This is a genomic window from Streptococcus sp. Marseille-Q7087 (genome assembly GCF_965111935.1).
On record NZ_CBCOPJ010000001.1, the window covers coordinates 1450908 to 1474846 of the forward strand.

General features: G+C 41.3%; 19 protein-coding genes. 2 read left to right on the plus strand and 17 right to left on the minus strand.

Annotation, left to right across the window (positions count from 1 at the left end):
• Positions 1-204: 204 nt before the first annotated feature.
• The 17 genes from ACWPVF_RS07600 to nrdR all read right to left on the minus strand — a co-directional run bounded on the left by ACWPVF_RS07600 (position 205) and on the right by nrdR (position 22717).
• Entirely contained in the window at positions 205-1530 is a 1326-nt protein-coding gene (locus tag ACWPVF_RS07600; protein WP_454385484.1) for an ABC transporter substrate-binding protein, read from the minus strand.
• Positions 1531-1646: 116 nt separating this feature from the next.
• A complete protein-coding gene (locus tag ACWPVF_RS07605) occupies positions 1647-2345 on the minus strand; it encodes an N-acetylmannosamine-6-phosphate 2-epimerase (protein WP_454385486.1) in 699 nt (232 codons plus the stop codon).
• 283 nt (positions 2346-2628) lie between these two features.
• Positions 2629-6468 (minus strand): SIALI-17 repeat-containing surface protein, encoded by a 3840-nt coding sequence (locus ACWPVF_RS07610; RefSeq protein WP_454385488.1) that lies wholly within the window; start codon positions 6466-6468, stop codon positions 2629-2631.
• 337 nt (positions 6469-6805) lie between these two features.
• Positions 6806-7789, minus strand: a complete 984-nt coding sequence (locus ACWPVF_RS07615) for an acetylxylan esterase (protein ID WP_454385490.1) — start codon at positions 7787-7789, stop codon at positions 6806-6808.
• 310 nt (positions 7790-8099) lie between these two features.
• Entirely contained in the window at positions 8100-10115 is a 2016-nt protein-coding gene (gene recG / locus ACWPVF_RS07620; RefSeq protein WP_414307969.1) for an ATP-dependent DNA helicase RecG, read from the minus strand.
• 24 nt (positions 10116-10139) lie between these two features.
• The gene (alr, locus tag ACWPVF_RS07625) at positions 10140-11243 is read right to left on the minus strand and encodes an alanine racemase (RefSeq protein WP_414307970.1); all 1104 of its coding nucleotides are present in this window, start codon (positions 11241-11243) and stop codon (positions 10140-10142) included.
• The gene (gene acpS, locus ACWPVF_RS07630) at positions 11233-11595 is read right to left on the minus strand and encodes a holo-ACP synthase (RefSeq protein ID WP_414308119.1); all 363 of its coding nucleotides are present in this window, start codon (positions 11593-11595) and stop codon (positions 11233-11235) included. Before acpS ends, alr begins: the two co-directional genes overlap by 11 nt.
• 45 nt (positions 11596-11640) lie before the next feature.
• Entirely contained in the window at positions 11641-12672 is a 1032-nt protein-coding gene (locus tag ACWPVF_RS07635) for a 3-deoxy-7-phosphoheptulonate synthase (RefSeq protein ID WP_414307971.1), read from the minus strand.
• Position 12673: 1 nt separating this feature from the next.
• The gene (locus ACWPVF_RS07640; protein WP_414308120.1) at positions 12674-13705 is read right to left on the minus strand and encodes a 3-deoxy-7-phosphoheptulonate synthase; all 1032 of its coding nucleotides are present in this window, start codon (positions 13703-13705) and stop codon (positions 12674-12676) included.
• An 80-nt stretch (positions 13706-13785) separates the two neighbouring features.
• On the minus strand, positions 13786-16299 hold the full coding sequence (gene secA, locus ACWPVF_RS07645; RefSeq protein WP_454385493.1) for a preprotein translocase subunit SecA: 2514 nt from the start codon (positions 16297-16299) through the stop codon (positions 13786-13788).
• 179 nt (positions 16300-16478) lie between these two features.
• Positions 16479-17072, minus strand: coding sequence for a LemA family protein (locus tag ACWPVF_RS07650; RefSeq protein WP_414266656.1), 594 nt, complete (start codon positions 17070-17072; stop codon positions 16479-16481).
• A gap of 38 nt (positions 17073-17110) precedes the next feature.
• Positions 17111-17950, minus strand: coding sequence for a TPM domain-containing protein (locus tag ACWPVF_RS07655; RefSeq protein WP_454385495.1), 840 nt, complete (start codon positions 17948-17950; stop codon positions 17111-17113).
• Between the two features lie 192 nt (positions 17951-18142).
• Positions 18143-19453 (minus strand): ribosome biogenesis GTPase Der, encoded by a 1311-nt coding sequence (gene der / locus ACWPVF_RS07660; RefSeq protein ID WP_004250788.1) that lies wholly within the window; start codon positions 19451-19453, stop codon positions 18143-18145.
• Positions 19454-19466: 13 nt separating this feature from the next.
• Positions 19467-20180 (minus strand): NADPH-dependent oxidoreductase, encoded by a 714-nt coding sequence (locus ACWPVF_RS07665; RefSeq protein ID WP_454385497.1) that lies wholly within the window; start codon positions 20178-20180, stop codon positions 19467-19469.
• Entirely contained in the window at positions 20177-21073 is an 897-nt protein-coding gene (gene dnaI, locus ACWPVF_RS07670) for a primosomal protein DnaI (RefSeq protein ID WP_454385499.1), read from the minus strand. Before dnaI ends, ACWPVF_RS07665 begins: the two co-directional genes overlap by 4 nt.
• Positions 21074-22243: a DNA helicase gene (locus tag ACWPVF_RS07675; RefSeq protein ID WP_454385501.1), complete on the minus strand. Its 1170-nt coding sequence runs from the start codon at positions 22241-22243 to the stop codon at positions 21074-21076.
• Positions 22244-22717 carry a transcriptional regulator NrdR gene (nrdR, locus tag ACWPVF_RS07680; RefSeq protein WP_004250782.1) on the minus strand — a complete coding sequence of 158 codons (474 nt, stop codon included), beginning with the start codon at positions 22715-22717 and terminating at the stop codon, positions 22244-22246.
• Between the two features lie 142 nt (positions 22718-22859).
• Here nrdR and ACWPVF_RS07685 point away from each other — a divergent pair, with 142 nt between their 5' ends.
• On the plus strand, positions 22860-23225 hold the full coding sequence (locus tag ACWPVF_RS07685) for a GntR family transcriptional regulator (RefSeq protein WP_006149409.1): 366 nt from the start codon (positions 22860-22862) through the stop codon (positions 23223-23225).
• Between the two features lie 3 nt (positions 23226-23228).
• Entirely contained in the window at positions 23229-23924 is a 696-nt protein-coding gene (locus ACWPVF_RS07690) for an ABC transporter ATP-binding protein (protein WP_454385503.1), read from the plus strand.
• Positions 23925-23939: the final 15 nt, after the last annotated feature.

Here is a 23939-nt window from a genome sequence, read left to right on the forward strand (position 1 = left end):
CTCACTTTCAAATAGTTTTGTTTTTTGACTATCATCTGACATTGATCTAAAATCAAAATGAAATTCTTTTAAAGATTAGCTAATGTAAGAACTTCATTTTAATTTTGACCTGTCAGTTGCTTATATTTTTAAACAAATGCCCCCCTTTTCGTACACAGATATGCACAGGGAAAAGGGGGGATTTCAGTTTTTATTTAGGACTTATTATTTAGCTGCTTTTTTGATTGTTTCGTTCGCTTTTTCAGTGAATGCTTTCAAAGCTGCAGCAGGTTCTTGGTCACCATTAGACACAGCTTGCAACATTGGGAACCAAAGTGTTCTCATTTCAGCAAATCCATCGATTGTGTTGTAGTATGGTGAATAGTATTGAGTCCAGCTACCAATTGTTTCCATACGTTTATCATCATAGAGTTTTCCAAATGAAGTACGAACTGGGAATGCACCTGTACGAACTACGTCTTTAGGACCCCATTCTTTGTCATCTGCGATGAATTGGATGAATTTCTTAGCTGCTGCGACTTTCTTTTCGTCTTTGTTGTTGAATACTGCAAATCCGTTTACAAGGTATTCAAGAGCTGGCTTGCCTGAGTCAGATGGGAATGGTACTTCAACCACTTCAACTTTACTTGCTTCCAAGAGCTTAGCTTGAATACCGTTTTGAGCTGGTGCCCAAAGGATTGTGTAAGAAGTTTGACCGTTTGCAAAGTTTTGGATATCTGCACCACCGTCAAATTGTGAACCGTTGTTCAACAAACCGTCTTTGATCCAGCTAGATGCTTTTTCAAGACCTTTAACGAATTTAGGATCGTCAGTTGTGTATTTAGTTACTTCTTTATCAGTTACAGATCCGCCATAAAGGTTAGCGATGAAGGCACGTGTTCCTTGGTCTCCCCCTTGACCTGAACTGAACAATGAACCTGGTGTGTAGCCTTTATCTTTAAGCGCTTTCAAAACTTTTTCGAAGTCATCTGTTGTCCAACCTTCTTTTACAAGGTTTGCAACTCCTGCGTCTTCCAACATTTTCTTGTTCATAGCCATGTAGAATGGTGCAGAACTGATTGGATACATGTAAGCTTTATCACCAGCTTTACTTGCTTGGATGATGTTATTGTTGTTAACATCTTTTACAAATTCATCTGTGAAGAGATCGTTCAACTCAGCCAATTTACCATTTTTACCGTATTGGATGATACGTCCTGGTGCGTCAAAGAGTACATCTGGAGCAGTTCCAGCTTCAATAGCTGTAGTGATTTTTTCAGGACCAGATTTGAAGTCGATTGTTTCTAGTTTAACTTTGATATCTGGATTTGCTTTTTCGAAAGCTTCGATGATAGATTTTTCATAAGTTCCTACACCGTCACTAGTTTTTTCTTGAGTGAAGACTGGGAAAGCCCACCAAGTAATTTCAGTTTTTCCACTATCATTGCTAGAGCTAGCAGCATCTTTGTTAGCATCTGATTTACCACAAGCAGCAAGAGATAGGACAGCAGCACCTGCAAGTACTGTACAAGCTAGTTTTTTAAATTTCATTAGTATTCTCCTAAATGATGATAAGCGTATCCGAAGCGGATAATGAGTATTGGCAATTTTGTATACGTTTTCATTTTATTTTGCGAATCAACCACTCTCCTCGTGTTTTAATTGTCTTATTTGAGACCCGCAACAAATCGTTCCGTAATCTCTTTTGGTCTAGTAATAGCGCCACCAACTACGATACCTCGCACTCCGTAACCTAGGATCTGCTTAGCTTGTTCTGGTGTATGAATCTTACCTTCTGCGATAACGTCTACTCCTGCATCGCAAAGTTTCTTAATCAATTCAAAGTCTGGGCCATCAACTTTTGGACTGTAAGATGTGTAACCTGACAAGGTTGTTCCAACAAAGTCAATTCCAGCTTCAACTGCTGTAAGACCTTCTTCAAAGGTACTTGTATCAGCCATTAACAATTGATTTGGATATTTTTCTTTGATTTGACCGATAAATTCTTGAATGCCTAAACCATCATAGCGTTCTCTCTTGGTACAATCAAGAGCGATAACCTCAATGTCTAGAGCCGCTAATTCATCAACCTCTTTCATAGTTGCTGTGATGAATGGTTCCTGTGGCGGATAATCACGTTTGATAATCCCGATAATCGGAAGGTTTGTGACCTCTTTTATTTCCTTGATATCTCGAACACTATTTGCTCGGATACCGACTGCTCCACCTTGCTCAGCTGCTTTGGCTAGCAAGGGCATAACACCTCCCGCTTCTGTATAAAGCGGTTCGTGAGGAAGTGCCTGACAAGAAACGATGATTCCATCTTTAATCTGCTCAATCAAAGCCTCTTTAGTGATTTGTGGCATCTACTTTCCTCCTTTTCTTTTTTCTTATGAGCCTATTATATATCATTTTTAAAGCGCTTTCAATAACTTGTACTAGAATAGATTGAAGTTTCAAAACAATTTTATGAAACAGATTCTGCTGAAAGTAGTTTCAGAGGGGAGCTTTCCACTCGAATCATCTTCAATCTAGCTATTCCAGCACTTTCTATGCTTTCTATAAACGAAAGAGTCTGTAACAAATCACCGTCACAGACTCTTTCAATTTCACTATTTTTCTTAGATATCTTTAAGATTTAATAGTAGATTAATCTTCTTTTTTCTTGGCCATTCCAAACAATCCCAAGAACATACCAACAAGACCGAGAGATACTAGAGAAGTTGAAACTTCACTTCCTGTTTCAGGGAGAGCTGGTTGTTGTGGTTGAGCTGCAGGAGCTTGGTAAGTCTTATCTTGTAGTGCTACTAGAGTTACAAGTGGTTGTTCCTCGCTCTTATATTCTGGAACTTCATTGACTGCCGCTTCGACTGTATTGACATCACCTGTGAATTCTGGAAGTTCTCGCTCAAGTGTTTGGACTGCATTAGATTCACCTGTAAATTCTGGAAGTTCATTCTTAAGCGCTTCAACTGCATTCACGCCACCCACGAATTCTGGAACTTCATTGACTGCTGCTTCGACCGCATTAATTCCTCCTACGTATTCTGGAAGTTCATGCTTGAGAGCTAGAATAGAGTTGACCCCGCCTACGAACTCAGGCAATTCATTCTTAAGATCCTCAACTGCACTCACACCACCTACGAATTCTGGGACTTCATTGACTGCTGCTTCGACCGCATTGACGCCACCCGTGAATTCCGGAATTTCTACTATTGGTGCTGCTTGGTCGCCTGCTGTATCAATAGGTTCAGTGTACTCTGGAATTTCCGTTACGACAGCCTCCTCAGTATTCACGCCACCTGTGAAGTCTGCGCTTGTGTGAACTGGAGTGTCATCTGGGGCTACACCGCCCGTGAATTCTGGCTTCTCCTGAATAGTTCCTTCTCCATTTGCTCCACCTTCGTAATCAGGTAGTTCATTGGTTTCTGTTTCACCATTCACGCCACCTGTGAAGTCTGGACTTGTGCTAGCTGGAGTGTCATCTGGGGAAACCCCACCCGTAAACTCTGGTGTTTCTTGGAGAGTTGTTTCTCCATTTGCTCCACCTTCGTATTCTGGAAGCTCATTAACTGTCGTTTCTCCATTCACGCTACCTGCGAAGTCTTCGCTTGTGTGAACTGGAGTGTCATCTGGGGCTACATCGCCCGTGAATTCTGGCTTCTCCTGGATAGTTCCTTCTCCATTTGCTCCACCTTCGTAATCAGGTAGTTCATTGGTTTCTGTTTCACCATTCACGCCACCTGTGAAGTCTGGAAGCTCTTCAACAGAGGAAGACTCTCCATGAATAGCACCTGGTATTCCTGCACCCTCTAGATTGATTGGCAAATTATGAATACTCTCAATCGCACCTGATACGATTTCTCTTACCTCTTGACCAATGTCTTCTTTATTGACTGCAAATAGCAAGGTTTTCGTATCGTATTGTGTCAAGAATGGAACTAAATTTCCATTTGCCAATTTAAGAACTGGTGCCTTGTTAACCAAAACTTCAGAGTCAAACTCAAGAGCAATAACATTCTGACCCATCTCCACAGTATTTTTTACTTTTGCTTCTGTTGGAGAAATCATATCCTTACTTAAGAAATCCCAGTTGAATTTCTTATAAGACAAGGTATATTCATTTTGTTGACTATCAGCACGCTCATATAGCAAACCAAATTCACCATTCCCAAGATCTTGCAATGAGTTATAGGCAAATTTACCACTTTGAATTGGATTATGTTTAAGCCAAGTTAATTCTCCGTTAGCTTCCACACGTGCCAAGTGTACCAAACCGTTGTAACGTCCTGGTCCACCTGCGTTACTGAGGACGATATATTCCTTACCATCTTGTACAGTATGAATAGCTGACATTTGAACATAGACATCTTTGACATCTGAATAGCGTTTTACATCTTTTTCCCAGGTCGCTCCGCCATCTTTACTTGTTGCAACCTGCAAATCTCCTGTCAATCCACGCATGAAGAGTTTGAGGTCTCCGTTGTTCAACTGAACAACAGTTGACTCAGTATTTTGAGCACCTGGATTATTCATAGTTGAAGAGTGAATTGTTTGGTTACCTACTGGACGGTTATCATTGACTGCTTCACCTGCTTGCCAAGTTTCACCATGGTCATCTGAGTAAATAACACGTGAAGACTGAGAACCACTCAAGTAAGATACGTTATTTGTAGTATAGACTGGGATAACGAGACGACCTTTGTGAGGTCCTGAGTGCAAGACAATCCCTGTACCAGGTCCAGTACCTAAGAAGTGCATCCAGTCCTTGCGAATACCGTATGTAATATCTTTAGGTGCAGACCATGTTTTCCCATCATCATCACTATAAGACATCCATAGATAGTTGGTATTTGAAACTCTAAAGATATTCTTGTCACTGTATTCGAAATAGACATTGCCAATTAGTTCTTCACCCTTGTATAGATCACCCTTATCGCTATAAGCTGGTTGTTTAGGATCAACTACAACACGGTATTCTGTTTTTCTATTTTCAGGGTCAAAAACTTCACCATTTTCACGGATAGTATAACGTCCCGCATCACCTTGTTTGTACAAGACTTGGTAAACCTTATCACCGATTTGCTCATAGGCTTGTGGTGCTTTCCCTGGTAGAGAGAATACTGCCTTCCCTTCGAGGAACATATCATAAATTGAGAAGATTCTCTTGGTTTTCGGATCTTGGACTAAAGCCATGTCAATATTAACTGGTGATGGCCATTCTGGATTTTTAGCTTTCTCATTGTCACGAGGATTAGAGATGGTAATTCTATCTCCCCATGTCTTTCCATTGTCATCACTACGACGAACGACCATACCAATATCACCCCAGTCAGAGTGATGCAAGCGTCTTTCATCCGTTCCGGCAATCAAGGTACCTTTATCTGTCTTTAGAAGTGCAGGTATACGGTAACTTGCAATACCATCTTTATTTGGCTTGCGGTTCACACCACCTTCAAATACATCTAACTTTTCAGTTACTTCTGCACCTTCAGGAAGTTTTTTCGCCAATTCACCTCTTTCAAAGAACTGGCTACGTTTTTTAACTTCTTCTGGAGAAAGGGCACGATCATAAACAGTTAGATTACGGACTTTAAGATTAGCACCCCAGAAGTTTTTGCCTGTACGTTTTGTTGTTCCGATTTGTACATGATTAACATCTGGCATGTCTTGGATGAAGCGACCAGACTTAGGACTTGTGCGCGACAAGACACCATTTACATAGACGCGAACCTGACCTTTAGGTTGATCTGCTTTTGGTCTTTCAACTGTAAAGGTTACAGAGTTCCACTGACCTGGTTTGATTTTCAAAGGAGCATCTTTATAATCACCATAGAATTGATTCCCATTGGCATCACGACCTTCAACGACAGCTGTGTTATCAAGGATTGCCATAGTGAAATACTCGTTTACTTTTGTATCACTAGAAACTGAGAATAGGTTGTAAAAACGAGGAGCAGATGCATCTGGTTTAAACTCCATATGAATAGTTGCATTCTGAAGTTTTTTCAGTTTATCGAGTTCATCATTCAAATCAACTCGTTGACCATTTGTTGCATTGGTATCTACATCTTCTTTCTCTACAACAGTATTGACATTCTCTAGTTCTTTTGCATAAAAGTCACGAGGAACATTCCCAGGCTCTTCTTCGTTTTCAGTAGCCGTAGTTTCAGTGGTTCCATCTTCTGTTGGTTTTTCAGAACCTGGGTTTGCTTGTAATTCTTCACGATTGACTTCAGTCCCTTTATCTGTAGCTGTTGTCAACTTATCTGCAAGTTCCTTATCAAGATTAGCAAGATTTCCTGTTTCTACTTCTTTAGGCAATTCTGGCAAAGCTTGACCAGTTGTTTCACCATTAGTTGTTAGAGCTTCCTGAGCTAAAACTGGTGAAACTCCAAAAACAACTGTTCCAATGACTACGGATGCAGCTCCCACTGTCAATTTTCGAATTCCATAGCGTTCTTTTTGATCAAATTCTCTCTGTTTCATATTTTTCCTTTCATTTTCACTAAAATAAAGCGCTCTCTTTCTTGCTTAAAATTTTTAACTCTCCTACATCGAAAGTTAAAAGTATCAATCGAATGGTCTCCCATTCTTTTTGATTTTAGATGCGTCTATCATTCTTTCTGGCTGCAAAAAGATGACCATTTTCTCCTTTCAAATTTTATCTTACCTTTATTATATAATAAAGATGTTACTTTTTGAGTATTGCTATATAATAGATTTTACTTCCCAATATGTTTCTAGACTTCGAAGTAATTGAAACTACTTTCTGAGCTTTGTCACAAAAAGAGCCCTGCTTTGGCAAGGCTCATCTCACAAACTTTTACTGGCCAACATAGGTAAAGGGAATTTCACTACCACATAACCAATTGTATACCTGATCATTGACATGGACATTCATGGCTTCATGAGCATATTCCGGCATGATACGATAGCTCTTTTCGCAGGTCAAACGATTGTAAATAGCGAACTGAGTGATTGGGTAGCAGACATCATCATCAAGCCCTGTAATCATTCTCACCTCACCTTTGATTCGATGGGCAAGGTTTTTCACATCGATATAACCAAGTGTCTCCATGATCTGCTCTTCTGTTTCGTGGAAAGGATCATGGAACTTAAAGTAACGAAAAAGCTCATCATAAGCTTCGCTGGTATTCCCAATTTCTAATACTCGTCTAAAGTCTGACAAGAATGGATAGATGGCAACTGTTCGCTTGATACGTGGATTGAGACCAGCAGCCACTAGAGCCAAGGCTCCTCCTTGCGAAGCACCATAACTGGCCAACTGCTCCTCATCTACTTGAGGGAGACTAGCTACAATCTCAATCAATTGATAAATATCTAGATAAACATCCTTATAGAAGAGTTCCTCTTTTCCTTCTACTGCACCACGGATGATTTGCCCCTTAACTGTATTTCCGAGAGGCGAACGCAAGCCATCTTGTGAGTATCCAGATTGCCCACGAACATCCATCGATACAACCCCATAACCAGCGACGGTAAAGGCTAGCATATCTGTCCAATCCCAGCAACGTCCCATATAGCCATGAAAGTGGAAAATGACTGGTACTTTCTCTTCTGATTTTGGTAAGACTACACGCGCATAAACGAGACCATCACGTGTACCTTTAAAGGTTAACTCATAGCACTTCAAATTTGGAATATGAAAATTACGTTCCTCTAGTTGGTATTCAGGTAAGACCGAAACCTTGTCAATCTCACCATCCCAAAAAGCATCAAAATCCTGAGGTACTTCATCTCTTCCTTTATATGTTTTCATTTCTTCTACTAATGCTGGATTTCTCATAGAACTCTCCTTTATTTTGTAACCGTTATCATAACTGTAGCACATATGGGGAAGCAATGCAAGAAAGAAAGGGAAACGGAAAGTGGATTTAATGTCCGACCCCAGCAAGAATCCCTCTGAAAGTAGTTTTAAAAAAATAAAAAAGAGCGATTTCGCTCTTTTCTTAGTATTTAGGAGAAGGTTGAGTTTCCTTTTGAAATGTCTTTTGGTAATTTACTTTAATAGTCATGAGAGAGTCCTCGTTTCTTTTTGATGACTCTAGTATAGATACTCACCCTAAAAGCAAACTTAACATTATCTTAGAAAAAGCTTAATCCAGGAATTCTTTTTTCTCTAGATGCAAGGCAATCATGTGCCACTCTAGGTTCTCTTGCCAGTTAGGGAGAGAACTGATATAGCTTGCTACCTTTCTAGCTTCTTCTAAAATCGGGAAGTCTTCGATGATATCAGCCACATGAAACTCTGGTAGCCCCGACTGTTTAGTCCCAAAGATTTCTCCAGAGCCTCGCATTTTCAAATCTTCTTCCGCAAGGACAAAACCGTTGGTCGTTTCTGTCATGATACGCATGCGGTCTTTCCCAGAATCAGTTTTTGGATTGGCAACTAGAACTGCGTAGGACTGCTTGTCCCCACGACCGACACGACCTCTAAGTTGATGAAGTTGACTAAGTCCAAAGCGATCAGCATCCATGATAATCATGACTGTTGCATTTGGCACATTGACCCCAACCTCGATAACGGTTGTCGAAACCAGAATATCTGTCTTTCTCTCTTTGAACTCCTGCATAATCTGGTCTTTTTCATCACTCTTCATCTTACCATGTAGTAGAGCAACCTCTGCCTTTCCTGCAAAATGAGTTGTCAACTCCTCTGATAAGGCCATGGCATTTTTCAAATCCAGAGCTTCAGATTCTTCAATCAAAGGAGAGATGACGTAGGCTTGCGAACCCTTTTGGATTTCCCCCTCTAACCAAGTCAAAACCTGAGGCAGTTGCTCATGTTTGATCCAGCGCGTCACGATAGGCTTTCGTCCAGCTGGCATCTGGTCAATAATGGAAACATCCATATCTCCAAAGGCTGTGATAGCTAAAGTCCGTGGAATCGGTGTTGCCGTCATCATGAGGACATCTGGATTTTCTCCTTTTTCACGTAAAATACGCCTTTGTCCAACTCCAAAACGGTGTTGCTCGTCGATGATAATCAAACCGAGTTTAGCATAGTCCACCCCATCCTGTATAAGGGCATGGGTACCGATGATTACATCAACATCACCCTTGGCAATAGTTTCCAAAACCGTACGTTTTTCTGCAGCTTTTAATGAACCTGTTAGGAGAGCTAGTTTCAAATCAGGAAATAGACTTTCTAGACTTTCAAAATGTTGCTCTGCAAGGATCTCTGTCGGAACCATGAGGGCAGCCTGATACCCTGCCGTTACAGCAGCATACATAGCAAGACCTGCAACCACTGTCTTCCCACTACCAACATCCCCTTGTAAGAGTCGATTCATGTGATGGTCCGACTTCATATCTGATAGGATTTCTTGCAGGCTTTTTTCTTGGGCTTGGGTCAGGGCAAAGGGCAAATTTTCTTTAACCGCCCTTAGTTTTTCTTGAGACCAGTTCAGAACCAATCCACTTCCATCAACCTTATTTTCAGACTTGAGGGTCTGTAATTGCATTTGGAAATAAAAGAGTTCCTCAAACTTGATTCGACGAAGAGCCTGTTTGTATTCTGCCAAATCCTTAGGGAAGTGCATGGCACGAACAGCTTGACTACGGGGCATGAGTTTGTATTTGTCTAGCAAGGACTGAGGGAGATTTTCCTCTATCAAGAGATCCAATCCTTGATCAAAGGCGGTCTTGATGACCTTAACAAGGCCTGCTTGACTGATACCTTGTGCGAGACGATAGACAGGTTGGAGGTCATCCTCTACTTGGGCTAAAACCTTCATGCCAGTGAGGCTTGCCTTGGCACGATCCCACTTGCCAAATACTGCTAAAGCCGCTCCTAGCTCGATTTTATCTGCTAAGTAGGGTTGGTTAAAGAAGTTCACCGCAAACACAACCTCACCCTGCTTAAGGCTAAAACGTAGGCGATTGCGCTTAAAACCATAATACTGAACACTAGCTGGCGTCACCACCTGACCAGATAGGACTGCCTTTTCTCCATCTTCTAGTTCTAGCACCTGCTTGGTCTTAAAATCTTCATAACGGAAAGGAAAGTAAAGCAAGAGATCTTGCAGGTTTTCAATTCCTAGTTTGGCATATTTCTCTGCTGATTTTGGTCCCACGCCAGGTAAGACATGCAAGGGTTGATGTAAATTCATGCTCTTCTCCTTTCCTTCTGTTTCTTAATGATATTCTCTCGGAATTCGATCACTGAGGAGACAAACTACCTCATAATTGATCGTTCCACGGTAAACCGCAACATCTATTGCAGTAATCTCCTTGTCACCGTTTGAGCCAATCAAGGTTACCTTGGTACCTAATGGATACAGCTTAGGTAAACGAACCGTGATTTGGTCCATGGATACCCGCCCTACGATAGGGCACAATTGTCCATCCACCAGAACTGAGAAATTCTGCATATCTCGTGTCCAACCATCAGCATAACCTATCGGTACCGTTGCAATGACTTGCTCACTGTCTGCCTGATAAGTCGCTCCGTAGCCCATACAAGCCCCTGCTGGGACTGTTTTAACATGAACAATAGCAGTTTCTAAGGTCAAGGCTGGCTTCAGTTCATAAGGCAATTCTAAAACTTGTCCGCTTGGATTGAGACCATACATAGAATCTCCCATGCGAACTGCATTAAAAATCGTTTCTGCATGCCATAGAGTCGTTGCGGAGTTACTAGCATGAACTAACTCTGGTACTTCTTGCAAGCCAGCAAGTATTTCCTTGAAACGCTCTAACTGTTGCTTAAAATAGCTATCCGACTCTTCATCAGCAGTTGCAAAGTGCGTAAAGATTCCCTCAACATTTGCTCCATGTTCCTTGAGTAAAGTTTGAGCTTGTGCTGCCTCGCTTGCACTTCTAAAACCAATTCGCCCCATACCTGAATCAATTTTAAGATGAACGGTTAAACCAGCTAAGTCTGACTCAGCAGCAAGGAGATTCTCAATCCATTCCAATCCTGCCACTGTCAAGGTAATATCAAAATCCTTAGCCAATGAAAAAGATTCAACTTCAGATACTCCTAAAATAAGAATCTTCTTAGAAATTCCTGCCTGACGAAGTTCAATGGCTTCATCGATATTAGAAACGCAAAAGCCGTCAACATCATCCTGAATAGCTGTTGCAACAGCTACCGCTCCGTGTCCGTAGGCATTGGCTTTTACAACTGCCCATTTGAGGGTATCTTTGGGAATGTGCGCTCCCATTTGTTGGATATTGTAGCGGATAGCTCCCAGATCGATGAGGGCTTTAGTTGGTCTATGTGGACTAGTTTTCATGATTCTCCTCCAAAATAACACTAGCTGTCACAAACTGATCTGTATGGCTGATTGATAGCCAAACTTTTCCTGAAAACGGGGATTTGCTGAAGTAGGGAGCTCCTATTTCATTATTCAAAACTTCCAAATCCTGAAAACCCAACTTCCCAATTCCCGTTCCCATAGCCTTTGAGAAAGCCTCTTTAGCTGACCAACGACCAGCCAAAAACTCTACCTGTCTGCGACCTTTGAGACTTTCAAAACGCTCCATTTCCTTGTCTGTCAAGACACGCTGGGCAAAACCTTTTCTTTTTTTAACTGCATTTTGTATGGAAGCTAATTCTTCAATATCAATTCCGTGTCCAACTATCATTTTTATCAAAAGGAGTTGAGATACCCCCAACTCCATCCTTTTCACTTATTTTGTTAAGGTAGTATAGATTTCTTCTACCAGGGCTACTGTATTTTCCCATCCTAGACAGGGATCTGTAATCGAACAACCAAAAAGTTCTGGTTGATTTTGTCGACCATCTGCCAAGTAAGACTCAATCATGAAGCCTCGAACTGTCTTCTTGATTTTTTCATTCCAGTCACGATTGAGCAAAGATTGACGAACAATTCGAACTTGCTCCATATATTGTTTCCCTGAATTATCATGGTTGGTATCAATCATGATAAAAGGATTTTCAAGCCCCATAGACTCGTAACGTCCAATAGCATCTAAAAGAGTTTCATAGTAGAAGTTTGGCTCATTCTTCCCATATTCATTCATAGCTCCACGTAAGATTACGTGAGCCAAGGGATTTCCTGAAGTTTCAACTTCTTGGCCGTGAAAGAGAAAGGTTTGTTTGTTTTGTGCAGCATAAATAGCATTAAACATAACAGACAGATTTCCAGAGGTTGGATTCTTCATTCCCACTGGTGCATCGATTCCTGAAGCTACAAAACGGTGCTCTTGGTCTTCTACTGAACGCGCACCCACTGCATGGTAACTCACCAAGTCATCAACTAAGACGAGATTAGCCGGATAAAGCATTTCATCCGCTGTGGTCAATCCAGTTTCTGTAATCACTCGATAATGAAGTTGACGAACTGCCTGCAAACCATTAATCAAACTTGGCGCTTTAGAAGTATCTGGCTGATGAACCAAGCCCTTGTAGCCATCTCCATTGGTTCGTGGCTTAGCTGTGTAAACACGCATCACCATGAAAATCTTATCGGCTACTTTTTTCTGCAAGTCTGCCAAACGACGAGCATACTCAAGTACTGCTTCTTCATTGTCAGACGAACATGGTCCAATGACCAACAAGATACGGTCATCCTTTCCTGAAAGGATATCTGCTAGTTCCTGGTCACGACTTTCCTTATGTTGCAAGGTTTCTGCAGATAGTTGTGTTTCCGCCTTGATTGCTTCAATATCGATTTCTTGACCCTTCTCGATAAATGCCATATTATTCTCCTAGTCTTTGGTAGATTTCACGAACAAGAGCTTCAGTATTTTCCCATCCAAGACATGGGTCAGTGATAGATTTTCCAAAGACCTCTGGTTCATTTTGACGACCATCTTCTAGATAAGACTCAATCATGAAGCCACGAACATGTTTTTTAATCTTTTCATTCCAATCGCGGTTAATCAAAGTTTGACGTACGATACGAATTTGTTCCATATACTGTTTCCCTGAGTTATCATGGTTGGTATCAATGATGATAAATGGATTTTCAAGTCCCATCTTTTCATACTGGGCAATAGTATCCATTAAATTATCGTAGTAATAGTTCGGAATGTTTTTCCCGTATTCATTGAGGGCACCACGGAGAATGGCATGAGATAGAGGGTTCCCTGTAGTTTCGACTTCTTTCCCTAGGAAAAGGAAACTCTGTTTATTTTGAGCCGCATAAATACCGTTGAACATCACATTGAGATTTCCTGATGTTGGATTTTTAAATCCTGTTGGGAAATCTGCTCCACTGGCTACAAAACGGTGTTGTTGGTCTTCAACCGAACGAGCTCCAACTGCCATATAAGAAATCAAGTCATCTACCAAAGGAAGGTTTTCTGGGTACAACATTTCATCTGCTGTCGTCATTCCTGTTTCAGAAATAACACGATAATGCAAATGACGAACTGCCTTGATCCCATTGATGAGACTAGGTGCTTCTTTGGCATTTGGTTGGTGAATCAAACCCTTATAGCCATCACCATTAGTACGTGGTTTAGCAGTATAGACACGCATCACCATAAAGACGCGGTCTTTGACTTCTTCTTGCAGTTTTGCCAATCGCTTGGCATACTCGAGAACTGCTTCTTCATTATCAGATGAACAAGGACCAATCACTAACAAAATACGCTGATCTTCACCACGAATAATCGCTTCAAGCTCTTGATCGCGTTGCTGTTTATTGGCCAGCGCTTGTCCTTCTAATTTAGACAAACTACGAACTTCTTCAATATTAATTTTAGGGCTTTTTGCTGTAAATACCATCATTCATCTCCTTATAAAGCAAACGGACGCCAAGCGAAAATTCAGTTTTCACTAGGCATCCGCCTGAAAATTAGTCAATCTTAACGTCGTTTACCGTGACAGTTTTTAAATTTCTTACCAGAACCACATGGACACAAGTCATTGCGTTTTACTTGACTTAGGTCCAAATCAGCTGGAAGATTTGTTTGTTGCGCAGCGATATTGCGAGTTGCTGTCGTACTGATATGGTGTTCTGTTTGGGGACGTTCTTGTTCATGAATTTGTGCTTTCATCATCAAGCGAGTCACATCAAACTCAATGGATCCAATCATATCGTTAAACATACGGAAGCCTTCTGCTTGATATTCCACGACAGGGTTGTTTTGGGCATAACCACGAAGACCAACAGCATTTCTCAACTGATCAAGGGCATCAATATGGTCTGTCCATTTGTTGTCAACTACACGTAGAATCAATACTTTTTGGAATTCTTTCACAGCTTCTTCGTCACGAAGCTTGGCAACTTGACTATCGTAGACTTTCAATGCACGTTGGTAAAGTTCATCCTTGATAGCTTGGTCTGATAAACCTTCTAGGTCTGAAAGTGTAATCGAATCTTCTGGAAGCAAGTTGTACTTGGCAAAGTTCAAGATCGCTTCAAGTTTTTCATCTTGTTTAGAACGGGCATGACCATCGACAATTCGTCCAATCGTACGGCGAATCATGGCGTGAATTTCAGGAGCCAAGTCACGTTCTGCAGTGATAACATCATAGCGTTGTGCGTAGATGATCTCACGTTGTTCACGCATAACGTCATCATATTGGAGGACTTGTTTACGAGTATCGTAGTTATTTCCTTCAACACGTTTTTGCGCTGCTTCGACCTGACGTGTCAACATACGAGATTCGATAGCTTCGTCAGACATATTAAGACGTTCAAAGACACCTTTCAAACGTTCTGAACCGAAACGCTTCATCAAATCATCTTCGAGTGACAAGTAGAACTGTGACTCACCTGGGTCACCTTGACGACCTGAACGTCCTCTAAGCTGGTTATCGATACGACGGCTCTCATGACGTTCTGTACCGATGACACAAAGACCACCAAGTTCACGAACCCCTTCACCAAGCTTAATATCGGTACCACGACCAGCCATGTTGGTTGCGATTGTAATCGCACCACGTTGACCAGCATTCATGATGATTTGCGCTTCTCTATAGTGGTTTTTAGCATTCAATACTTCGTGTGGTACGCCTGCTTCAACCAATTTCTTAGAAAGAAAATCACTGGTTTCAACGGCAACAGTACCTACCAAGACTGGCTGACCTTTTTGGTAACGCGCCTTAACATCTTCTACTACAGCCTTGAATTTTGCATCGAGACTAGCGTAAAGAAGGTCTGAATGGTCGATACGTTGGATCGGACGGTTAGTAGGAATTGGAATAACACGAATGTTGTAGATTTCGCGGAATTCTTCTTCTTCTGTTTTACCAGTACCTGTCATACCTGCCAATTTTTTATACATACGGAAAAGGTTTTGGTAGGTAATCGATGCTGATGTCTTAGTTTCATCTTGGATTGGCACACCTTCTTTAGCTTCAATCGCTTGGTGCAAACCATCAGAGTAACGACGACCTTCCATGGTACGACCTGTAAATTGGTCGACAATCAAGATTTCTTGTTCTTCGCTGACCACATAGTCAATATCAAGAATCATGATGTAGTTGGCGCGAAGGGCGTTGTCGATAAAGTGAGTCAAAGCCACATTTTCGATATCATAAAGATTTTCTAGTTTGAAGAAGCTTTCAGCCTTGTCAATACCTGAATCAGACAAACCGATTGTCTTAGACTGAATATCAATGATGTAGTCATCTTTATCCAAAGACTTCACAAAGTGGTCAGCCATATGGTAAAGTTGGCTTGTTTCAACTGCATTAGCTCCTGAAACGATCAATGGTGTACGAGCTTCGTCGATCAAGATAGAGTCAACCTCATCGACCAAGGCATAGTTGAGCGGACGTTGAACCATGTTCTCTGCACGTACAACCATGTTGTCACGAAGATAGTCGAAACCAATTTCTGAGTTCGTAGAGTATGTAATATCACAGAGATAAGCTTCTTTTTTCTCCATTGGAGATTTTGCAGCCAAGTTGATCCCTACTGACAAACCAAGCCATGAGTACAACTCACCCATTTCAGTCGCGTCACGTTCTGTAAGGTATTCGTTGACGGTAACTACGTGAACACCTTTTCCTGCAAGGGCATTAAGGTATACCGGCATTGTCGCTGTCAAGGTTTTCCCTTCACCTGTACGCATTTCTGGAACGTCACCGTGGTGAAGAACGATACCACCCATAACCTGAACCTTGTATGGGAAAAGTCCAAGAACACGCTTAGCTCCCTCACGTACAACCGCAAAGGCTTCGTACAAGAGTTGATCAAGGGTTTCACCATTTTGATAACGTTGCTTAAATTCTTCTGTCTTAGCTTGCAACTGCTCGTCTGTCAAAGCAGCCATTTCATCTTCGTATTTGAGGACTTTATCAGCCATCTTTTCTAAGCGACGAAGTTCCCCTTTATCATTTTCGATGATTGTTTTTAATAAATTTGCCATTTTTTTCCTTACTTTAAATTCTGAATATTTTAGAATGTTCTTTTTATTGTAGCATATTCGCTAAATTTTTTCAAGAAAGAATCCGTGTTTATACAAGCTAAAAAAGGCTCATTTAGAGCCTTTTTTTGTAAATGTTCAAACTATTGCTAATCATTGATTTTCTTTTAGAAATTTCAAGCCTATTCTTTGGTTGTAGAATTACCAAAGTCAACCTTTGGAGCTGTCTTAGCTTCTTCGCTTTCTTTAAAGGTTTCTGCCTCTTTAAAGTTCAGCATATTAGCGAAAAGAACTGTTGGGAAACTTCTTAATTTTTGATTGTATTCTGTTGCCACTTTGTTGTAATCCTTGCGGGCTACAAAGATTCGATTTTCACTTCCAGCCAATTCCGTCATGAGTTGTTCCACATTTTGATTGCTCTTGAGTTCTGGATAATTTTCTGTTAGCGATATCAAACGTGAAATAGCTGAACTCAACTCTCCTTGAGCCTCTTGATTTTCTTTTGAAGTTACGGAGCCATTCCCAATTTTAGCACGAGCTTCCGCAATCTTGGTAAAAACCTCTGTCTCATGGTTCATCTGGCCTTTTACAGACTCTACCAAATTTCCAATCAAGTCAGAACGACGTTGAAGAGCTGTCGCTACATCAGCTTGCGCTTGTTCGACCTTGGTTTGTTCAGAGACAAGACCATTATAAGTGCCTACTACTGAGCAACCTCCTAGCAAGATAATAGCCAGCAAAATGCTCAACACATAAATAATTCCTTTATTTTTCATATCTAAACCTACTTATTTCCTTAAATTTTATACGAGCATCACCAATCATCGGATGAACCACCGCCATCGAAGCCGCCACCGTCCCAGCTACTAGAGGAGTCTGATCCTGAGTCGGACCAAGATGAACCTGAGTCAGATGAGTCACTAAACCACCATCCTCCGTCAGAGGAATCTCCTCCTCGGCCACCGGCGCCTCCTCTAATAATGGCTATCAATACGATAATGAAATAAATGATTATCCCGACTCCAAATACATTGTCCATAGGGTCACTATTCTTACGATGACTAGACGAGCTACTATTGCGACTCGATTTTTTCCCACTGATGCTATCAGAATAACGTTTGATTTCAGAGGAATCATCAGATGGAAATGTTCCACTTCCTCTATAAAACTGATTGTCCAATCCTTTGGCAATCGCTAGAATTCCTTTACTATAGTCACCAGTTTTAAAATCTGTACGACTGGCTGCCAAGATCTGCTTGGTTTGATAGTCCGTTATTCTAATGGCGGTGTTATTACTGGTTTCAATTCTTGATTTACGGTCTTGAACAGCTACTACAATGAGACTTCCAAAATTATCTCCTGAATAGCCAATCTTCCAAGCCCTGACAGTTTCATTAGCCACCGTTTCAATGCTTTCTCCTTCCAGACTATCTACGATATAGACACCTATTTGAAGCTTTTCTGCCTTTTGACTATTGGCTTCATTCAAATCACGAATCTGAGTAACTACTTCCTCTGTCAAATAATGATTTGGGTCATAGATACCATAGTCTGGTTTTTCAGGTGCAGTGAATGCTGATAGGAAGAAAAATACCATCAGCAATCCAAGTAGACGCACCAAGAAAGGATTCTTTAACAATCTATCTTTTTTCATAATAACCTCCTTGTGCAAGGAAAATTGTTTAGAGCATTATAGCATTTTGAATCTTACAAAGAAAGTACGTTTCCATTACAAAACCGTGACAAGGACTAGGAAAATGATGTTAATTTGATGACAGATTTAGATCTACGTTCTTGGTATCAGCTACAAAAAAGAAGGTCTGAAAACCTTCTTCTTTTTGTCATTTTATTTTCGTTTTCTTGCGATCAGATGGATTGGCGTCCCCTCAAATACAAAGGCCTTGCGGATTTGATTTTCCAAGAAACGCAAGTAAGAGAAGTGCATAAGTTCTTCTTCGTTGACAAAAATCACAAAGGTCGGTGGTTTAGTTGCCACTTGAGTCGCATAGAAGATCTTAAGACGTTTCCCTTTGTCTGTCGGTGTTGGGTTGATGGCGATAGCATCCATAATGACATCATTCAAGACTGCTGATGGGATACGGGTGTTTTGACTCTCGCTGATTTGTTTAATCATCTCTGGAAGTTTGTGGAGACGTTGCTTGGTCAAAGCCGAAACAAAGATAATCGGTGCGTAAGGCAGATATTGGAACTGCTCACGGATATCCTCTTCCCAGTTTTTCATGGTATGGTTATCTTTTTCAAGAGTATCCCACTTGTTAACTACGATGATCATCCCTTTACCCGCTTCGTGTGCAAATCCTGCGATACGCTTATCATACTCACGGATGCCTTCTTCGGCATTGAGGACCATCAAGACTACATCTGAACGGTCAATAGCTCGCATGGCACGCATGACTGAGTATTTCTCTGTGTTTTCATAGACTTTACCAGACTTACGCATACCAGCCGTATCAATCATGGTAAACTCTTGGCCATCCGCATCTGTAAAATGTGTATCAATGGCATCACGAGTTGTACCAGCAACAGGACTGGCAATTACGCGATCTTCTCCCAAAATGGCATTGATCAAGCTAGATTTTCCGACATTCGGGCGACCAATCAAACTGAATTTAATGACATCTGGATTTTCATCTTCGACTTCATGTGGAAGATTTTCGACGATGGCATCTAATACATCCCCTGTACCAATCCCGTGCACAGATGAAATTGGCAATGGTTCTCCCAAGCCAAGAGCATAGAAATCATAGATATCATTTCGCATCTCTGGATTATCAACTTTGTTAACTGCAAGGATAACAGGTTTATGAGTTTTATAGAGTTTACGGGCTACGTATTCGTCAGCATCTGTGATGCCTTCTTTTCCGGAAACTACAAAAACGATGACATCAGCTTCTTCCATGGCAATCTCTGCCTGGTGCTTGATTTGTTCCATAAATGGAGCATCAACATCATCAATCCCTCCAGTGTCAATCATACTGAAAGAACGGTTAAGCCATTCACCAGTAGCATAGATACGGTCCCGTGTCACTCCTTCGACATCTTCTACGATTGAGATGCGTTCCCCTGCAATACGGTTAAACAGGGTTGATTTCCCAACATTGGGACGTCCTACGATGGCAACAGTTGGTAAGGCCATGTTTTCTCACTTTCTACAATAAGTTCTTTTGTTCAAGATTTTCTCTAGTTGAGCTTGGTTCAGGCTGACCGAATTGCTCTGCAAGACGTTGACTCCAAGTGGTAGTCGCACGAGCTCCTGCATATTCGGCCTGCACACGGTCATAGGCTTCAATAGCCTCAGCTGTTTGTTCTTGGTATTCTTCCTCAAAAACAACATTCTCTAGTGGCAATCTTGGTTTTACATCATGTTTTTGGTTCGGCACACCAAGTGCAATCCCAAAAACTGGGTAGGTATAGTCAGGAAGGTTGAACAATTCTGCTATTTCAACAGATTTGTAACGCACCAAACCGATGATTACTCCACCATAGCCAAGGCTTTCTGCCGCAAGCAAGGTATTCTGTCCAGCCAAGGCGGCATCTACTGCAGTAATGAGGAGTCCTTCCACCCCTTGAGGTTGGAAAGTATCGGTATGGAGACGAGCCCCTTTTTCTGCACGGTTTAAATCTCCTACAAAGAGGAGGAAGGCGGCAGACTGACGAATCGCTTCCTGAGGAACTAGCTCAAAAAGAGCATCTTTCTTTTCTTGACTTCTGACTAGAATCACAGAATAAGATTGGAAATTTTTCCAAGAAGAAGCCATTTGGGCAGCTGATAAAATATCATTCAAGTCCTCTTGAGGAATCGCTTCTTCTTTAAATCTGCGAACCGAGGTATGAGATTTCATTAATGTGATTGTTTCGCTCATCGGCGATTTTCTCCTTCTAGTCGTGTTTCTTCTGCTAAATAACGGATACGCTCCATAACGCGTCTAGCTTCCCATGTTTCATCGTTTCCGTTCTTGCCTTTAGCAAAATGTTTTTCCAAATCTTCAAAATTGAAATTTGAGGTAAAGAAGGTTGGCAAATCTTCCTGCATACGATATTGGAGAACGACCTGTAAGACTTCATCACGAACCCAAGGTGTTGATTGCTCCGCACCAATATCATCCAAAATCAAGACTTCAGCTTGCTTGATTTCATCCACCAAATTCTTAACATTCCCATCACCGATAGCATTTTTGACATCAATGACAAAGCTAGGATAGTGAAGAAGGGTTGATGAAACCCCACGTTTTTCTGACAAATCATGGGCTAGGGCAGCCACCATAAAGCTCTTCCCAACTCCAAAGTCTCCATAGAGATAGAGACCTTTACGGACTTCTGGATATTGCTCAACAAAGGTAAAGAGCTTTTCAAAAACTGGCAAACGTCCCAAATCATCCAAATCAACTTGAGCCAAACTAGCTTTTTTAAGACTAGCTGGAAGATTAATCAGTCTGAGACGGTTCTTGATAGCTGCTTCTTTCTCAGCCGCAATCAGTTCCGAAGTTTCCTCATAGGATACATCCGCATAGCCATGATTCATAACTAGAATTGGCTTATAGCCACGCGCGATATAGTCAGTATCTCCACGAAGAAACTTATCTCGCTCGGTGATGTATTGGTTAAACTTAGAGATACTACGATTCAATTCCTCTTGACTGAGAGATTCCTTCTGGATAAAAGCCGCAACATCAGAATCTTTTACAATCTGCTGGACCAGGTCCTGATATTGAAAACGGCTGGGATGATCTTTTAGCACATCTCCTACACTTTCCATCTAGTCTCCTCCTTTTCCTAATCGATCTAACATTTCTTTTTTCTTACGTTCTAACTCCAAGCGAGTTTCTTCGCTTGTCTCATTCTTATATTCTGGATTGCTCCATTTAGGGACATTGGTTTTCACTGGAGCAGTCTTAGCTGATTTCTGCGTCTGCCCTTTTTGATTTTTCTCTCGAATCCTAAGTACTGCCTCTTCAGCAGAACGAATCTTGTTATAAGAGTAATCATTGGCCACTTTCATGGCATATTTTTCATTGAGATTGGCCGAATCAACCTTGTTGAAGGTCAAGAGTATAACGACATTGATGACTTCGTCAAGCAGTCCCAAATCCGCCATCTGTTTTAGCAAATCACGTTCGGCTTGGATAATCCCAGCATTTCGGGTTTGTTTGATTCCCGCTAAAAATTGCAAGGCCGTTTTACTTTTAGCTTCTCGGATAATGGTTGCTTCTTGGGGACTAAAGTCCGATGAAACAGACTCTTGTGCTAATTTTTCGCGCATACGTTTGACAGAAATGACTTGTGAAATAGCCGTTGATTTGGCCAATTGAAAAGTCTCAAACCAGGTCCATTTTTTCTCATCAGCAATTTTAAATAACTCTAAGACATCTGACTGTTCATCTTGGAAACGGAGATTATCTCTCGCCATGAGCTGACGAAAATGCTCCAAATCAAAATCATTTTTATAATCAGCTTTTACTGATATCTCGTCATGACTAGCCAATTCTTCTATCTCTGGAAAGGCCTGACTCAAAGGAACGGTCAAAGCTTCTCCATCTGCAGACTCTTGGCTCAAATCAGAAACTGCTGGCTCACCGATTTTTTTCTCCAACAAGGTACGATAAACCGTATGACGCAAGAAATCCGAACTAGAAAGCGTTGGATGAATAACAAGTTCATAGGCATCCCCATTTTGGTAAAGAGTGACCAAGTTGAAGGCTGATAAGATTTTAAAGGCTTTTAAGAGCCTATCCATCCCAAAATTGAGATGATTGAGAATAGCAGCAAAAAGATGTTCCTTTTGCCCATTATCCCAAAAGGCTAGGGTGTAAAGGTAAAGACTCAGCGCATCCTGACCGATAATCGGGAGGTAGCACTGCACCAGAGATGTGGGATCTTGCGACACCCGATTATTCTTTAGAAAAGAAAAACGATCATTAGGCTTCATTTATTTTTCCTTTTTCTTCTTTGAAGATTGCGTAATTTGTTTGAGAAGATTCTCGAGCTCACTCACGTCTTTAAAACTACGATAGACACTAGCGAAACGAACATAAGTAATTTCGTCAAGCTCAGCTAGCTCTTCCATGACGAGCGAACCAATGTCTTCACTTTGAATTTCATTATCATTGCGACTGAGGAGTTTTTGTTCAATACGATTGACGACCATGCCAATCTCATCACTGGACACCGGACGTTTTTGAGCTGAACGGATAATCCCATTAAAGATTTTATCTCTTGAGAACTGCTCCCGTGTGCCATCCTTTTTGACTACAACTAGCGTTCTTTCTTCTACACGTTCATAGGTCGTAAAACGATGTTGGCATTCTTCGCACTCACGTCTTCTTCTAATCGTATTTCCTTCTTCAGCCTGACGGCTATCGATAACACTTGATTTAGTAGCGCCACATTTTGGACAACGCATGCCTTCCCCTCCTTGTCGTTTTCTTTTCATTATACCATTTTTTGAGCAATTCCCAAAATAATTCTCCTTTTGGCTTGACAAGTTTTTTGTTTAGTTGTATTATTTAAGTGATACAAAAAGAAGTTGTAGAAAGGAGACCGTGATGTCCTGGACATTTGATAATAATAAACCTATTTATTTGCAGATAATGGATAAGATCAAACTGCAAATCGTTTCCCATAAACTAGAACCCAACCAACAACTGCCAACTGTCAGAGAACTGGCTAGCGAGGCTGGCGTCAATCCTAATACCATCCAACGTGCCCTATCAGATCTAGAAAGAGAAGGCTTTGTATACACCAAGCGGACTGCAGGGCGTTTTGTCACCGAGGACTTGGACTTAATCCTCCAATCCCGGAAGCAACTATCAGAAGAACAGCTGCAGCAATTTGTAACAGGCATGGTAGAATTTGGCTATGAAAAAGAAGAACTACCAACTGTTTTGAGAGATTATATTGAAGGAGTTTAGACTATGACCTTGTTAACGTTTGAAAATGTTTCAAAATTCTATGGAGCAAGCCCTGCTCTTCAAAATGTTTCCCTTGAAATCCCGGCAGGAAAGATTGTCGGTCTCCTTGGCCCAAACGGTTCCGGAAAAACAACCCTGATTAAACTAATCAATGGCTTGTTACAACCTGATGGTGGGCGTATTCTTATCAACGATATGGAACCAAGCCCAGCAACTAAGGCTATCGTTTCTTATCTACCTGATACGACCTATCTCAACGAACAGATGAAAGTCAAAGAAGCTCTTACCTTTTTCAAGACCTTCTATAAAGATTTCAATCTCGAACGTGCTCAAGGTCTTCTTCGCGACCTTGGTATCGATGAGAATAGCCGTTTCAAGAAACTCTCAAAAGGGAACAAAGAAAAGGTTCAGTTGATTCTGGTCATGAGTCGTGACGCTCGTCTATACGTCCTTGACGAACCAATCGGTGGTGTCGATCCCGCAGCTCGTGACTACATCTTGAACACCATCATCAACAATTACTCTCCAACTTCGACTGTCTTGATTTCAACTCACTTGATTTCGGACATCGAACCAATCTTGGATGAGATTATTTTCCTCAAGGATGGAAGAGTTGTCCGTCAAGGGAATGTGGATGATATTCGTTACGAGTCAGGTGAATCAATTGACCAGCTCTTCCGTCACGAATTCAAAGCCTAGTTAAAGGAGATTGTT

Bases quoted from the DNA above. Each gene is read 5' to 3' on its own strand.
- ACWPVF_RS07600 (WP_454385484.1), bottom strand. From the start codon at position 1,530: ATGAAATTTAAAAAACTAGCTTGTACAGTACTTGCAGGTGCTGCTGTC.
- ACWPVF_RS07605 (WP_454385486.1), bottom strand. From the start codon at position 2,345: ATGCCACAAATCACTAAAGAGGCTTTGATTGAGCAGATTAAAGATGGA.
- ACWPVF_RS07610 (WP_454385488.1), bottom strand. From the start codon at position 6,468: ATGAAACAGAGAGAATTTGATCAAAAAGAACGCTATGGAATTCGAAAA.
- ACWPVF_RS07615 (WP_454385490.1), bottom strand. From the start codon at position 7,789: ATGAGAAATCCAGCATTAGTAGAAGAAATGAAAACATATAAAGGAAGA.
- recG (WP_414307969.1), bottom strand. From the start codon at position 10,115: ATGAATTTACATCAACCCTTGCATGTCTTACCTGGCGTGGGACCAAAA.
- alr (WP_414307970.1), bottom strand. From the start codon at position 11,243: ATGAAAACTAGTCCACATAGACCAACTAAAGCCCTCATCGATCTGGGA.
- acpS (WP_414308119.1), bottom strand. From the start codon at position 11,595: ATGATAGTTGGACACGGAATTGATATTGAAGAATTAGCTTCCATACAA.
- ACWPVF_RS07635 (WP_414307971.1), bottom strand. From the start codon at position 12,672: ATGGCATTTATCGAGAAGGGTCAAGAAATCGATATTGAAGCAATCAAG.
- ACWPVF_RS07640 (WP_414308120.1), bottom strand. From the start codon at position 13,705: ATGGTATTTACAGCAAAAAGCCCTAAAATTAATATTGAAGAAGTTCGT.
- secA (WP_454385493.1), bottom strand. From the start codon at position 16,299: ATGGCAAATTTATTAAAAACAATCATCGAAAATGATAAAGGGGAACTT.
- ACWPVF_RS07650 (WP_414266656.1), bottom strand. From the start codon at position 17,072: ATGAAAAATAAAGGAATTATTTATGTGTTGAGCATTTTGCTGGCTATT.
- ACWPVF_RS07655 (WP_454385495.1), bottom strand. From the start codon at position 17,950: ATGAAAAAAGATAGATTGTTAAAGAATCCTTTCTTGGTGCGTCTACTT.
- der (WP_004250788.1), bottom strand. From the start codon at position 19,453: ATGGCCTTACCAACTGTTGCCATCGTAGGACGTCCCAATGTTGGGAAA.
- ACWPVF_RS07665 (WP_454385497.1), bottom strand. From the start codon at position 20,180: ATGAGCGAAACAATCACATTAATGAAATCTCATACCTCGGTTCGCAGA.
- dnaI (WP_454385499.1), bottom strand. From the start codon at position 21,073: ATGGAAAGTGTAGGAGATGTGCTAAAAGATCATCCCAGCCGTTTTCAA.
- ACWPVF_RS07675 (WP_454385501.1), bottom strand. From the start codon at position 22,243: ATGAAGCCTAATGATCGTTTTTCTTTTCTAAAGAATAATCGGGTGTCG.
- nrdR (WP_004250782.1), bottom strand. From the start codon at position 22,717: ATGCGTTGTCCAAAATGTGGCGCTACTAAATCAAGTGTTATCGATAGC.
- ACWPVF_RS07685 (WP_006149409.1), top strand. From the start codon at position 22,860: ATGTCCTGGACATTTGATAATAATAAACCTATTTATTTGCAGATAATG.
- ACWPVF_RS07690 (WP_454385503.1), top strand. From the start codon at position 23,229: ATGACCTTGTTAACGTTTGAAAATGTTTCAAAATTCTATGGAGCAAGC.